Here is a 13,552-nt window from a genome sequence, read left to right on the forward strand (position 1 = left end):
AGACTATCTAGCTCACCAACCAAACAGGATTGGAGCAGTTTTATGCTTGAAGGATTGACCGCAGAAACATTGGCACGGGCGCAGTTTGCGTTCACCGTGTCGTTTCACATCATCTTTCCGGCCTTCTCGATTGGCCTTGCCAGCTATCTGGCGGTTTTGAACGGTTTGTGGCTCAGGACACGCGACACGACCTATCTTAACCTGTTCAACTACTGGAAAAAAATCTTTGCCGTCGCGTTTGGCATGGGCGTCGTTTCGGGCATCGTGATGTCCTACCAGTTTGGCACGAACTGGTCGGTCTTCTCGGATAAAACCGGCCCCGTTCTAGGACCGCTTATGGCCTATGAGGTGCTGTCGGCGTTCTTCCTTGAGGCAGGCTTTCTGGGCATCATGCTGTTTGGCCGAGAAAAGGTTGGCGAAAAGCTTCATATGTTTGCCACCGCGATGGTTGCCTTCGGCACGCTGATGTCGGCCACTTGGATTCTGAGTGTGAACAGCTGGATGCAAACCCCTGTGGGATATAGCATTTCTGAAAACGGCCAGTTCTATCCCGAAGACTGGTTCCAGATTATCTTCAACCCGTCCTTTCCCTATCGCCTTGTCCACATGGTGCTGGCTGCCTACCTGACGACGGCCTTTGTTGTCGGCGCGACTGGCGCGCTTCACCTGCTGCGTGACCGCACCAAGCCTGAATCGCGTCGTATGTTTTCTATGGCGATGTGGATGGCTGTGATTGTCACGCCGATCCAGATTTTCGCAGGTGACATGCACGGTCTGAACACGCTGGAACATCAGCCCGTAAAGGTCATGGCGATGGAAGGTCACTATGACAGCCACCCCGACGGCGCGCCGCTGATCCTGTTCGGCATCCCGAACGAGGAAGAAAAGCGCATCGATTATGCCATCGAAATCCCGAAGGCGAGCTCGCTGATCCTGAAGCACGACCTGAACGCACCTTTGGACGGTTTGGACACCATTCCCGATGATGAAGAGCCACCTGTGGCCATCGTGTTCTATTCGTTCCGTGTGATGGTCGGCTTGGGCTTTGCCATGCTTCTGATCGGTGGCTGGAGCCTTCTGGCCCGCATCAAGGGCAAGCTTTATGACGCGCCGCTGCTGCACCGTGCTGTACTGGTCATGGGACCGTCGGGCTTTATCGCCGTTCTTGCAGGCTGGATCACAACCGAGGTCGGTCGCCAGCCATATACCGTCTATGGCCTGCTGCGCACTTCGGACAGTCTGGCGCCGATTGATGCGCCTGCTGTGGCGACGTCGCTTCTGGCATTCATCGTGGTTTACTTCTTCGTCTTTGGCGCGGGCACCTACTACCTGCTGCGCCTCATGAACGCCTTTGTCCCACAAAAGGACGCTGACTTTACCGATGGCCCCACGCGTGCCGCGGGCATCACGCCTTCGACGCAACTGGCCACTAACCCCGCCGAATAAGGAGCCGCTGTTATGATTTTTGATCTTGCCAATATCTGGGCGGCCCTGATTGCCTTTGCCGTTCTGACTTACGTTGTTCTGGACGGCTTCGACCTCGGGATCGGCATTCTGTTTCCCTTCGCCAAAAGCGAACACGAACGGGATGTGATGATGAACACAGTCGCCCCTGTCTGGGACGGCAACGAAACGTGGTTGGTGCTGGGTGGCGGCGGTTTGTTTGCCGTGTTCCCGCTGGCCTATGCAGTCGTGATGCCCGCGCTTTATATGCCGATCATCATTATGCTTCTGGCACTGGTATTCCGCGGCGTGGCATTTGAATACCGTTGGAAAACAAAACGCTGGAAACACGTCTGGTCCATCGCCTTCTTTGCCGGCTCGCTGGTCGCGACCTTTACGCAAGGCATCGCTCTGGGCGCGCTGGTACAAGGTATCGAGGTCGAGAACCGCGCATATGCAGGCGGTTGGTTTGACTGGCTGACACCGTTTTCGATCCTGACAGGCGTCGCGCTTGTGGTGGGTTACACGCTGTTGGGCGCAACATGGCTGCACATGAAAACCAGAGGTGAACTGCAATCCCGCCACACGGCCATGTCTTGGCCCTTGGCAATCGGAACGCTGGCGCTTATCGGCGTCGTCTCGATCATGACCCCGTTCCAAGATGCGGTTTACTTCGAACGCTGGTTCACACTGCCGACGGCGGCGTGGTCGTCACTGGTGCCTTTCGTTCTGTTCATGCTGTCTTGGATCATGTTCTGGGGCCTGAAGAAGAATAACGATGTGCAGCCCTTCCTGGCTGCCAACGGTATCTTTGTCGCCTGCTTTGTCGGTATCGGCATCAGCTTTTATCCCAACATCGTGCCTCCGTCGCTTAGCATCCAAGAGGCCGCTGCACCCGACAAAAGCCTGATGTTCGCGCTTGTGGGCGCAGCGATCCTGATCCCCATCATCCTGATCTACACCGCCTATTCCTATTGGGTGTTCCGCGGCAAGATTGATGAAACAGCAGGATACCACTGAGGTCCCCCATGGCTGAGAACGCGCTTTGGAAAAAATGGATATGGTTTGTCGCCCTCTGGGCGGCATCCGTTTTGGGCCTTGGCATTGTTGCATATTTGATCAAGCTCGTGGCCGTGTAGGGCTTGCGCAAAAACGCGACTGCTGTCTAAGTGCCGCCCAAGAAAACTGGGAGGTACCTAAATTATGTCGGACAACACCGCAGCAATAGAAGAAATCCGCGAACTGCTTGGCGATCGCCTGTCCACAGGCTCCTCTATCCGCGAAATCCACAGCCGGGACGAGGCCTATTCCACGCCCTCCCTGCCCGACGCCGTGGCCTTTCCCGAAACAACCGAAGAAGTGTCGCAGATCATGCGCATTTGTACGAAACACAAATGCCCTGTGGTCCCCTATGGCGTCGGCACTTCGCTGGAAGGTCATATTGTGCCGATCCACGGCGGGATCAGCATTGATACCAGCCGCATGAACCAGATCCTTGAGGTACACGCAGAGGACCTTGATGCCGTTGTCCAACCTGGCGTGACCCGCGAACAGCTGAACGAAGACCTGCGCGCCACCGGCCTGATGTTCACCGTTGATCCCGGTGCGAACGCGACGCTGGGCGGCATGGCCGCCACCCGCGCCTCGGGCACCAACGCGGTGCGCTATGGCACAATGCGCGAAAACGTTCTGGCGCTTGAGGTTGTTCTGGCCGACGGCACCGTGATTGAGACCGGCACCCGCGCGCGCAAATCTTCGGCCGGTTACGACCTGACGCATCTGTTCGTGGGTTCTGAAGGTACGCTTGGCATCATCACCAAACTGACCGTGCGCCTCTATGGCCAGCCCGAACACATCGCCGCCGCCACCTGCGCGTTCCCGACCATTGATGATGCGGTGAACACCGTCATTCTGGCGATCCAGACCGGCCTTCCCATGGCGCGGATCGAGCTGTTGGATGAACTACAGATGAAGGGGATGAACACTTATAACCCCGACATGAATATGGCCGAAAAGCCATATCTGTTCCTGGAATTCCACGGGTCGCCCGCCGGCGTCGAAGAACAGGTCGCCAGCTTCCGCGATATCGCCGAGGAATTCGGCGTTCAGGATTTCGAATGGGCCAGCAAGACCGAAGACCGCAACCGCCTTTGGGCCGCCCGCCACAGCGCCTATTACGCGGGCAAATCCCTACGCCCCGGTGCCGAAGGCGTGGTGACAGATGTCTGCGTGCCGATCTCGGAACTGGCCGAGTGCATCAGAGGCACGCAGGAAGACATTGCTGCAAGTGGCCTGATTGCCCCACTGGTAGGACACGTTGGCGATGGGAACTTCCACCTGCTGATCCTTGTCGACCCAGAGTCGGATGACGAACTGAAGCGCGCCAAGGAATTGGCCCACAACGTATGCCGCCGCGCGTTGGCATCGGGTGGCACAGTGACCGGCGAACATGGCGTTGGCACCGGCAAAATGCGCTATATGGAAGAAGAGCATGGTCCGGCCTATGCCGTTATGGCACAGCTGAAAAAATCGCTTGATCCCAACAACCTGATGAACCCGGGCAAAATGGTTCAAGTCAACTAAGGCCTAGCCCAGACTATCCCACAACTCGAACTCTGCGGCGTGCTTGCGCCGCAGCTTTGCCTTGACCTCGGGCGACAGCTCCAGATCACGCTTGGGTGACACGTTTTCGCGTGGCAGATCCAGCTTCACGTTCAAACGATCTTCCAGAAAATCGATGATCTTCCCCTGATCTTCGTAGCGGAACAGATGCGACACCTGCGTGCCATTGGGACGAGGTTCTACGAACTTCGATTGCGCACCGACATTGGCAAAGGGCGGTTTGTCGCCCTGACAATAGGCCAGCACAAAGTCATCAAAGCTGATGTCCTTGGTCGAGGTTCTTTTCCCGTCCAGAAACGGACGCTGACGGTACCGGTACCAACTTCCCAGCCACGACACCGGTTCACGGATCACCGCCATCACGTCCATATGATCGGCCCCCACCTTTTCAAACATCGGCCGGAAGAAGCGATTGTAGCGGTAAAACGGCGCGTGTTTCAGCTCGGGTGGGTCGGAAACAACCATGGAAGCATGGGGAGTAAGCGCAGTTTCATAGGCTGATGTTCCCGTTTTCGGCACGGCCAAAAACACCAATTTCTGCTTCCAAAACACCAACATAAGGCAGCACGCCCCCATTCATCCGATCACGTAAACCACTCTTTAACCAAGTGCGGCAAATGTAAAGAAAGTGAAAATCCCCTTGCAATGTTCTCGTTTTGGTCCGATATGTTTTGGAACAAGAGGTGAACAAAGCAGCGATTGCCGCTTGATAGCGGGTATGGAATAAGGACACGGAAACAATGGCAACGGCAGATCTTCTCTCCATGGACAGCAAGCGCAACGCAGACAAGCAAAAGGCGCTGGATTCAGCGCTGGCCCAGATCGAACGTCAGTTCGGCAAGGGTTCGATCATGAAACTCGGTGGCGAAAACGCAATGCGCGACATCGAAGCCACCTCGACCGGTTCTCTGGGCCTTGATATCGCCCTCGGCATCGGCGGCCTGCCGAAGGGCCGGATCATCGAAATTTACGGGCCGGAAAGCTCGGGCAAGACCACTCTGACACTGCATGCGATTGCAGAAGAACAGAAAAAAGGCGGCGTTTGCGCCTTTGTGGACGCGGAACACGCACTTGACCCGCAGTATGCGAAAAAGCTGGGCGTCGATCTGGACGAACTGCTGATCTCGCAGCCCGACACAGGTGAACAGGCGCTTGAGATCACCGATACACTGGTACGTTCCGGCGCGGTTAGCCTTGTCGTCGTCGACTCGGTCGCGGCGCTGACGCCGAAATCCGAACTGGAAGGCGACATGGGTGATTCCAGCGTGGGCGTTCACGCCCGCCTGATGAGCCAGGCGATGCGCAAACTGACCGGTTCGATCAACCGTTCGAACTGTATGGTTATCTTCATCAACCAGATCCGGATGAAAATCGGCGTCATGTTCGGTTCGCCCGAAACAACAACCGGCGGTAACGCGCTAAAGTTCTACTCCTCCGTCCGTCTGGATATCCGCCGCATCGGCGCGATCAAAGACCGTGACGAAGTGGTGGGCAACGCCACCCGCGTGAAAGTCGTCAAAAACAAGGTCGCCCCGCCCTTCAAGCAGGTTGAATTCGACATCATGTATGGCGAAGGCATCTCGAAAACCGGCGAATTGCTGGATCTGGGTGTGAAAGCTGGCGTCGTTGAAAAATCTGGCGCGTGGTATTCCTACGGGGATGAACGCATCGGTCAGGGTCGTGAAAACGCCAAGACCTACCTGAAGGAAAACACTGCGATCGCGCTTGAGATCGAAGACAAGATTCGTGCCGCGCATGGCCTTGAATTTGATATGGCCAAGGACGATCCGGATTTGGTCGAAGACTAAAACCATCGGAAGACTTAGGAAAAGCGCCCCGATTTCGGGGCGTTTTTTTGTTGCCGCCCCAATTTACCTGACTAAAGTCAGAAAAAATTCAAGCGAGTCGACCTATGCTAGACAACATATCCCGCTTCCGCCGTCTGTCCCGTGCTGTCACCACGCAAAGCGGCGCCCTTGATACGTCATTCCTTGGGCTGGGACGCCCGTTGGGATCGGCCCGCGTTCTTAATGCGATTGGCCACGGCAAAACCGATGTCAGCGACTTGCGCGAATATCTTGAGCTGGACTCAGGCTTGATGTCCCGTCTACTGCGCGGACTAGAGGCAGAGGGGCTGATAACAGTCGAAAGCGACGGCAACGATGCCCGTCGCAGGGTCGCGCAACTGACGCCTGAGGGTCGCGATGCCTTTCACCAATATGAAAGCCTGTCGAACTCTGCCGCTGAAAAGGTTCTGTCCCGCTACAAGGATCAGGACAGCCTATTGGCGGCTATGGACCTGATCGCAACCGTTCTGGGGCGGGATCACATAAAAATCGCCCCCGTCGATCCCGAAGACCCGCGCGTCGCATACTGTGTAAACCAGTTCTACGATGAGATCACCAGCATCCTTGGCATCACATTCGATCCCCATGCCTCAGGCAACCCAGAGGCCGATTACCTGCGCCCGCCCAAGGGCGTTTTTCTGCTGGCAACCTCGGACGGCCTGCCCATCGGATGTTGCGGGCTGAAAGGCCAAGGCACGCATCTGGGCGAGGTCAAACGACTGTGGCTATCCTCTGCCGCCCGCGGTCTTGGCCTTGGCAAACGGCTGATGGACGAGATCGAGGATCATGCGCGCAAACTGGGCATGACAACGCTGCAGCTGGACACGAACGGACGGCTGCATGCAGCCCTTGGATTGTACCGAAACAGCGGTTGGATCGAAATCGATCGCTATAACGACAATCCCTATGCCGAACATTTTTTTGAAAAGCAGTTGACCTAAGCCCTGCCCCTGTGGACAGCACCCAACGCTAGGGGTACATCTGACAAAATTTTTGCGACACGAGGCAAAGCATGGCAACGCTAAACGATATCCGCTCGACCTTTCTGAGCTATTTCGAAAAACAGGGGCACAAGATTGTACCCTCGTCCCCGCTTGTGCCGCGTAACGACCCGACGTTGCTTTTTGCGAACTCGGGCATGGTGCAGTTCAAGAACCTGTTCACAGGCGTTGAAACCCGCGATTACACCCGTGCGACCACATCGCAGAAATGCGTACGCGCTGGCGGCAAGCACAACGACCTTGATAACGTCGGCTACACCGCACGCCACCATACGTTCTTTGAGATGCTCGGAAACTTTTCGTTCGGCGATTACTTCAAAACCGAAGCGATCCCCTTTGCCTATGAGCTGATCACCAAAGACTTCGCCATCGATAAGACGCGCCTTTTGGCTACCGTCTATCACACCGATGACGAAGCCTTTGAAATCTGGAAGAAAGTCGGCATTCCGGAAGACCGGATTATCCGCATCGCGACATCCGACAACTTCTGGCAGATGGGCCCGACTGGCCCCTGCGGTCCCTGCACCGAGATTTTCTATGACCACGGCGACCACATCTGGGGCGGCCCTCCGGGATCGCCAGAAGAAGATGGCGACCGCTTCATCGAAATCTGGAACATCGTTTTCATGCAAAACGAGCAGTTCGAAGACGGCTCCATGCGCGCGCTGGACATGCAGTCCATCGATACCGGCATGGGTCTGGAACGGATTGGCGCGCTGCTTCAGGGTAAGCACGACAACTACGACACCGACCTGATGCGCTCGCTGATCGAAGCATCCGCTGATGCCACTTCGTCCGACCCCGATGGTCCGGGCAAAACGCATCACCGCGTGATCGCCGACCACCTGCGGTCTACGTCCTTCCTGATAGCCGATGGCGTCATGCCGTCGAACGACGGTCGCGGCTATGTTCTGCGCCGCATCATGCGCCGTGCGATGCGTCACGCGCACCTGCTGGGCGCGAAAGACCCGCTGATGCACCGCCTTGTTCCCGCGTTGGTCCGTCAAATGGGCGCGGCCTACCCTGAACTGGGCACCGCGCAGGCTCTGATCGAAGAAACCCTGCTGCTGGAAGAAAACCGTTTCCGCCAGACGCTGGATCGCGGTCTGAAGCTGTTGGACGAAGAGCTTGCGAACCTTCCCGAAGGTGCCGCCCTGCCCGGCGAAACCGCGTTCAAACTGTATGACACATACGGCTTCCCGCTGGACCTGACGCAGGACGCGCTGCGTGAAAAGGACCTAACGGTCGACACCGACGGTTTCGACACAGCCATGGCCGAACAAAAGGCCAAGGCGCGTGCGGCATGGTCTGGCACAGGCGAAGCGGCCGATGCTGCCATCTGGTTCGACATCGCCGAAGAACACGGCACGACCGATTTCCTTGGCTATGACACCGAAACAGCGGAAGGCCAGATCATGGCCATCGTCGCGGACGGTGCAAAGGTCGACGGCGCCAAGGCTGGCGACAAAGTACAGATCGTTCTGAACCAAACGCCGTTCTATGCAGAAAGCGGTGGTCAGGTTGGCGACACAGGTGTGATCACCACTGATGGCGCCAAGGCGACCGTCACCGACACACGCAAAGTGGCCGATGTGTTCATCCACTTCGCAGACGTCACCGAGGGTGAGATCAAAGCGGGCGATGCTGCAAAGCTGGACGTGGATCACGCACGCCGCACCAACATTCGTGCAAACCACTCGGCCACGCACTTGTTGAACGAAGCCCTGCGCCGCGCGCTGGGTGATCACGTCGCACAGCGCGGGTCGCTGAACGCAGCAGACCGCCTGCGTTTTGACTTCAGCCACGCCAAGGCCCTGACGGCAGACGAGCTGACAACGATCGAGCGTGAGGTGAACGATTACATCCGCCAGAACGCACCGGTCGAAACCCGCATCATGACGCCCGACGATGCCCGCGCGATGGGTGCGCAGGCGCTGTTTGGTGAAAAGTACGGCGATGAGGTGCGTGTTGTGTCCATGGGCACCGACGCGTCCTCGGGCAAAGGTTCAAACCGCGACACGTATTCGCTCGAACTCTGCGGTGGTACGCACGTGGCACGCACCGGTGAGATCGGTCTGTTCGTGACACTGGGCGACAGCGCGTCTTCTGCCGGCGTTCGCCGGATCGAAGCGCTGACAGGTGAGGCCGCGATGGATTACCTGCGCGGTCAGGACCGGATCGTTTCAGAACTGGCGGGCGAGTTGAAAGCCACGGCTGCTGACCTGCCCGCGCGGGTCAAAGCGCTAATGGACGAACGCAAAGCGCTGAACAACGAAGTGGCCCAGTTGCGTCGTGAACTCGCAATGTCCGGTGGCAGCGGTCAGGCCCCTGCTGAGGCGAAAGAGATCAACGGCGTGAAGTTCCACGCACAGGTTCTGTCGGGCGTTTCCGGCAAAGACCTGCCCCCGCTGATCGACGAGCATAAAGCACGTCTGGTCAGCGGTGCGGTTCTGTTGATTGCTGATACAGGCGGCAAAGCGGCTGTTGCGGCGGGCGTGACCGACGACCTGAAAGACAAACTGTCTGCGGTCGATCTGGTGCGTGCAGCGGTTCCGGAACTCGGTGGCAAAGGCGGCGGTGGCCGTCCTGATATGGCGCAGGGTGGCGGTGCAAGCACGGACAACGCCGAGGCTGCGATCAAAGCTGCCGAGGCCGTGGTGGCGGGCTGATGCCCGCCTACATCATCGCCCGGATCACCGTGACCGATCCGGACGATTACAAAGAATATGCCGCCCAAACAGTTGCCTTGGCCGAGGCTGCGGGCGGCAAATTTTTGGTCAAAGCAGGTCGGCAGAAAATTGTCGAAGGCAGCGCGCCGGAACGGCACGTGATTGTCGAGTTCCCGACATTGGAACAGGCCGAAGCCTGGTACAACTCGGACGCTTATCAAGCCATTCTACCAATCGCGCTGCGATCTAGCGAACGCGACATCATTATTGTGGAGGGACTATAAATGCCGGCACTCTGGATTGCCCACGTGCACGTAACCGACGCCGAATCCTACGGCAAATACGCCAAACTGGCAGGCCCAGTGATTGCTGAACACGGTGGTCATTTTCTGGCCCGTGGCGGTGACTACCACATTCTGGAAGGCGCACAGCGCGAACGCCATGTGGTTGCACAGTTCCCGTCGAAACAGGCAGCCATCGATTGCTACCATTCGGACGGCTACCAAGAGGCGCTGAGCCATGCGCGCAACGCGTCTGAACGGGATCTGATCGTCGTCGAAATTACCGACTGATCGAGAAATAGTCGGCTAAATTAAAAAAACCCTCCCCCGTTCTGGGGGAGGGTTTTTCTTTTGTTATTAGGCTTGTTTCGCCATCCGCTTACGCTCATGCGGATCCAGATAGCGTTTGCGCAGACGGATCGACGACGGAGTAACTTCGACCAGTTCATCATCGTTGATGTACGCAATCGCCTCTTCAAGGCTGAAGTTGATGTGTGGTGTCAAACGAACCGCATCGTCGGTGCCGGAGGCACGAACGTTGGTCAGCTTCTTACCCTTCAGCGGGTTCACCTCGAGGTCGTTGTCGCGGGAATGTTCACCGATGATCATACCCTGATAGACCTTGGCCTGCGGGCCCACGAACATGCGGCCACGCTCTTCAAGGTTCCACAGCGCATAGGCCACGGCCTCACCGTCTTCCATCGAGATCAGAACACCAGCGCGACGGCCCGGGATCGGGCCTTTGTGCGGTGCCCAACCGTGGAACACGCGGTTCAGAACGCCTGTGCCGCGCGTGTCGGTCAGGAATTCGCCGTGATAGCCGATCAGACCACGGGACGGAACGTGAGCAACGATACGTGTCTTACCCGCACCGGCCTGTTTCATCTCGGCCAGTTCGCCCTTACGCGCACCGGTGATCTTTTCGATAACCGCGCCCGAGTATTCGTCGTCCACGTCGATGGTAACTTCTTCGATCGGCTCGATACGCTGACCGTTTTCGTCTTCGCGCATGATAACCTGCGGACGCGAGATCGACAGTTCGAACCCTTCACGACGCATGTTTTCGATCAGAACACCCATCTGAAGTTCGCCACGACCGGACACCTCAAATGCTTCGCCGCCCGGCGTATCTTCGATCTTGATCGCGACGTTCGATTCCGCCTCTTTCATCAGACGTTCACGGATGACGCGGCTTTGAACCTTTTTGCCTTCGCGGCCAGCCAGCGGGCTGTCGTTGATGCCAAAGGTCACTGTGATTGTCGGCGGATCGATGGGCTGTGCTTCCAGCGGCTCGTCAACGGCCAACGCACAGATCGTGTCGGACACGGTCGATTTGGACATACCGGCCAGCGAAACGATGTCGCCTGCCTGTGCCTCTTCGATGTCCTGCTGGGCAAGACCACGGAACGCGCGGATTTTGGTCACGCGGAACTGTTCGATTTTTTGGCCGATACGGGACAGAGCCTGAACGGTTGCACCAACCTTCAGCGTGCCGGACTCAACGCGACCAGTCAGGATGCGGCCCACGAACGGGTCAGAGCCCAGAGTGGTCGCCAGCATGCGGAAATCTTCGCCCTGACGGGACACCTGACGCGGACGCGGCACGTGGTTGACGATCAGGTTAAACAGCGCCGCAAGATCCTTGCGCGGACCGTCCAGTTCGGCATCGGCCCAGCCGGAACGACCGGAAGCATACAGATGCGGGAAGTCCAGCTGGTCTTCATCGGCACCGAGGCTTGCGAACAGGTCAAAACATTCGTCCAGCGCACGGTCGGGTTCCGCATCAGGTTTGTCGACCTTGTTCAGAACAACAATCGGACGCAGGCCCAAGGACAGCGCCTTGGAGGTCACGAATTTGGTCTGAGGCATCGGGCCCTCGGCGGCGTCAACCAGCAGCACAACGCCGTCCACCATGGACAGGATGCGTTCAACCTCGCCACCAAAGTCAGCGTGGCCGGGGGTATCGACGATGTTGATGCGCGTGCCTTTCCATTCGACCGAAGTCGCCTTGGCCAGAATGGTGATGCCGCGTTCACGTTCCAGATCGTTCGAGTCCATGGCGCGTTCAGCAACGGCCTGGTTTTCCCGGAACGCGCCGGATTGTTTCAAGAGTTCATCCACCAGCGTTGTCTTGCCGTGGTCCACGTGGGCAATGATCGCAACGTTGCGAAGATCCATGGGAATAAGCCTTTTCAGTGTGTCGGGCGTCGCGTAGCCCCCTAACGCACAAAAGGCCAGCCCCTAAAGCGTCACAGGGGTGGAAAAGCGCGGAATGTGACTGATGCGACGTGGCGTAGGGCTGAAAGCCCCTGATTTGGTCGCTTAGAAGGCGACCTTGGCGCCCTCGGCAATTGTGCGCGGTGAGGCGTTCAGCGTTTCAATGGCGAACCCGGCAGCAGCCTTGTAGCGGGCCATGAATTCACGACGCTCGTCCTCGGGCACGACATCGTTGATGTCATCGAATTCGCCACCACAGCGTTCGTCGATCAGGTTCAACAGGCCGAACGGCCCTGCCCCGCGGTTGCGCAGCACGACTTGGGACACGTCTTCGCAGAAACGCGCGTCAAAATCGTCGAAGGCGGTTTCGTTCAGCCCGTGCGCGATCAGCGATGCGCCCAGATTGCGCGCGTCAACGATGGCCTGGCTCGCGCCGTTCGATCCTGTGGGATACATCGGGTGTGCGGCGTCACCGATCAGAACCACGCGGCCATCGGCCCAGCTGGGCACAGGATCGCGGTCGATCATCGGGTATTCGTAGACAGTGCCTGCTTTGGACAGGAATTCGGGCACGTTGATCCAGTCGTATTCCCAACCATCAAAATGATGGATGAAATCTTCGATCTCGACCTTTTTGTTCCAGTCGCCACCCTTCCAGCCTTCGGAATTGTCGACGGTCACTTCCGCGATCCAGTTGACCTCGGACAGGCCGGTTTCGGGATCGGCAGGTGAGATCGGGTAGAACACGATCCGGTGGCGTGCACGCCCCAGACCAACGAAGGACGCACCTGTGCGAATTGGGGCTGCAGGGCTGGTGCCACGCCACATGATCGCGCCGCCCCAGTGGATCGGGGGCTGGTCAGGGTACATCTGCGCGCGAACTGCGGAATGGATACCATCGGCGGCGATCAGCATGCTGGCCGTTTCTTGCGCCGTTGTGCCGTCAGCGGCGACGGTTTCAACCGTCACCGTATCGTCGTCATTGTTGGTGTATCCGGTCACGCGCACGCCCAAACGGACCGCATCCGGGCCAAGACGATCCAGCACTTCTTGGTACAGCAACATCTGCAACTTGCCGCGATGCACCGAATACTGTGGCCAGTTATAGCCCGCTTCCAGTCCGCGCGGTTCAGAGTAAACAGGGTTGCCCTTTAGCCCGACCAACGCCCATTCACGGCATTTCACGCCGATCTGGTCCAGCTTTTCTGCGCCAATGCCCAGATCGAACAACTCGCGCACTGCGTTCGGTTGTACGTTGATACCAACGCCCAATGGCTTCAGTTCGCTCACCGTTTCCAGAACAACGCAAGGGACGCCGATTTGATGCAGCGTCAAAGCCATGCTCATACCCGCGATACCGCCACCGGCGATCAGAACTTTGGGCTGGGACATGGCACACTCCTCAAACTAGCCGTTTCCGCGCGCCTCGTGGCTAGCACAAGGCACGCCGGAAAGGCCAGATTGGAACTGCA

12 protein-coding genes are annotated in these 13,552 nt (G+C 57.8%); 9 read left to right on the plus strand and 3 right to left on the minus strand.

Annotated elements, in window-relative coordinates; all coding sequences use genetic code 11:
* The first annotated feature begins 42 nt into the window (after positions 1 to 42).
* The 4 genes from C4S59_RS08850 to C4S59_RS08865 all read left to right on the plus strand — a co-directional run bounded on the left by C4S59_RS08850 (position 43) and on the right by C4S59_RS08865 (position 4,026).
* Positions 43 to 1,446 carry a cytochrome ubiquinol oxidase subunit I gene (locus C4S59_RS08850; RefSeq protein WP_103910088.1) on the plus strand — a complete coding sequence of 468 codons (1,404 nt, stop codon included), beginning with the start codon at positions 43 to 45 and terminating at the stop codon, positions 1,444 to 1,446.
* Positions 1,447 to 1,458: 12 nt separating this feature from the next.
* A complete protein-coding gene (gene cydB, locus C4S59_RS08855) occupies positions 1,459 to 2,463 on the plus strand; it encodes a cytochrome d ubiquinol oxidase subunit II (RefSeq protein WP_103910089.1) in 1,005 nt (334 codons plus the stop codon).
* Between the two features lie 8 nt (positions 2,464 to 2,471).
* Positions 2,472 to 2,582, plus strand: coding sequence for a DUF2474 family protein (locus C4S59_RS08860; RefSeq protein WP_103910090.1), 111 nt, complete (start codon positions 2,472 to 2,474; stop codon positions 2,580 to 2,582).
* A 64-nt stretch (positions 2,583 to 2,646) separates the two neighbouring features.
* A complete protein-coding gene (locus C4S59_RS08865; RefSeq protein WP_103910091.1) occupies positions 2,647 to 4,026 on the plus strand; it encodes an FAD-binding oxidoreductase in 1,380 nt (459 codons plus the stop codon).
* A 3-nt stretch (positions 4,027 to 4,029) separates the two neighbouring features.
* On the opposite strand, the gene C4S59_RS08870 is transcribed toward C4S59_RS08865, so the two are convergent.
* Positions 4,030 to 4,623: a gamma-glutamyl kinase gene (locus C4S59_RS08870; protein WP_103910343.1), complete on the minus strand. Its 594-nt coding sequence runs from the start codon at positions 4,621 to 4,623 to the stop codon at positions 4,030 to 4,032.
* A 182-nt stretch (positions 4,624 to 4,805) separates the two neighbouring features.
* Between C4S59_RS08870 and recA the strand changes: the two genes are divergently transcribed.
* The 5 genes from recA (at position 4,806) to C4S59_RS08895 (ending at position 10,154) form a co-directional block, all read left to right on the plus strand.
* Positions 4,806 to 5,873 (plus strand): recombinase RecA, encoded by a 1,068-nt coding sequence (gene recA, locus C4S59_RS08875; protein WP_103910092.1) that lies wholly within the window; start codon positions 4,806 to 4,808, stop codon positions 5,871 to 5,873.
* Between the two features lie 104 nt (positions 5,874 to 5,977).
* A complete protein-coding gene (locus C4S59_RS08880; RefSeq protein WP_103910093.1) occupies positions 5,978 to 6,853 on the plus strand; it encodes a bifunctional helix-turn-helix transcriptional regulator/GNAT family N-acetyltransferase in 876 nt (291 codons plus the stop codon).
* A 71-nt stretch (positions 6,854 to 6,924) separates the two neighbouring features.
* Positions 6,925 to 9,582 (plus strand): alanine--tRNA ligase, encoded by a 2,658-nt coding sequence (gene alaS / locus C4S59_RS08885; RefSeq protein ID WP_103910094.1) that lies wholly within the window; start codon positions 6,925 to 6,927, stop codon positions 9,580 to 9,582.
* Entirely contained in the window at positions 9,582 to 9,866 is a 285-nt protein-coding gene (locus C4S59_RS08890; RefSeq protein ID WP_103910095.1) for a DUF1330 domain-containing protein, read from the plus strand. Before alaS ends, C4S59_RS08890 begins: the two co-directional genes overlap by 1 nt.
* The gene (locus C4S59_RS08895; RefSeq protein WP_103910096.1) at positions 9,867 to 10,154 is read left to right on the plus strand and encodes a DUF1330 domain-containing protein; all 288 of its coding nucleotides are present in this window, start codon (positions 9,867 to 9,869) and stop codon (positions 10,152 to 10,154) included.
* Between the two features lie 66 nt (positions 10,155 to 10,220).
* On the opposite strand, the gene typA is transcribed toward C4S59_RS08895, so the two are convergent.
* Positions 10,221 to 12,041, minus strand: a complete 1,821-nt coding sequence (typA, locus tag C4S59_RS08900) for a translational GTPase TypA (protein WP_103910097.1) — start codon at positions 12,039 to 12,041, stop codon at positions 10,221 to 10,223.
* 144 nt (positions 12,042 to 12,185) lie between these two features.
* The gene (locus C4S59_RS08905) at positions 12,186 to 13,472 is read right to left on the minus strand and encodes a flavin-dependent oxidoreductase (protein ID WP_103910098.1); all 1,287 of its coding nucleotides are present in this window, start codon (positions 13,470 to 13,472) and stop codon (positions 12,186 to 12,188) included.
* Positions 13,473 to 13,552: the final 80 nt, after the last annotated feature.

The organism is Thalassococcus halodurans (assembly GCF_900108225.1).
Taxonomy (GTDB): Bacteria; Pseudomonadota; Alphaproteobacteria; order Rhodobacterales; family Rhodobacteraceae; genus Thalassococcus; species Thalassococcus halodurans.

Excerpts from the sequence above, each read along its gene's own strand:
- recA (WP_103910092.1), top strand. The coding sequence starts at position 4,806 with ATGGCAACGGCAGATCTTCTCTCCATGGACAGCAAGCGCAACGCAGAC.
- typA (WP_103910097.1), bottom strand. The coding sequence starts at position 12,041 with ATGGATCTTCGCAACGTTGCGATCATTGCCCACGTGGACCACGGCAAG.
- C4S59_RS08905 (WP_103910098.1), bottom strand. The coding sequence starts at position 13,472 with ATGTCCCAGCCCAAAGTTCTGATCGCCGGTGGCGGTATCGCGGGTATG.
- C4S59_RS08880 (WP_103910093.1), top strand. The coding sequence starts at position 5,978 with ATGCTAGACAACATATCCCGCTTCCGCCGTCTGTCCCGTGCTGTCACC.
- C4S59_RS08895 (WP_103910096.1), top strand. The coding sequence starts at position 9,867 with ATGCCGGCACTCTGGATTGCCCACGTGCACGTAACCGACGCCGAATCC.
- C4S59_RS08865 (WP_103910091.1), top strand. The coding sequence starts at position 2,647 with ATGTCGGACAACACCGCAGCAATAGAAGAAATCCGCGAACTGCTTGGC.
- alaS (WP_103910094.1), top strand. The coding sequence starts at position 6,925 with ATGGCAACGCTAAACGATATCCGCTCGACCTTTCTGAGCTATTTCGAA.
- C4S59_RS08860 (WP_103910090.1), top strand. The coding sequence starts at position 2,472 with ATGGCTGAGAACGCGCTTTGGAAAAAATGGATATGGTTTGTCGCCCTC.
- C4S59_RS08890 (WP_103910095.1), top strand. The coding sequence starts at position 9,582 with ATGCCCGCCTACATCATCGCCCGGATCACCGTGACCGATCCGGACGAT.
- C4S59_RS08850 (WP_103910088.1), top strand. The coding sequence starts at position 43 with ATGCTTGAAGGATTGACCGCAGAAACATTGGCACGGGCGCAGTTTGCG.
- cydB (WP_103910089.1), top strand. The coding sequence starts at position 1,459 with ATGATTTTTGATCTTGCCAATATCTGGGCGGCCCTGATTGCCTTTGCC.
- C4S59_RS08870 (WP_103910343.1), bottom strand. The coding sequence starts at position 4,623 with ATGTTGGTGTTTTGGAAGCAGAAATTGGTGTTTTTGGCCGTGCCGAAA.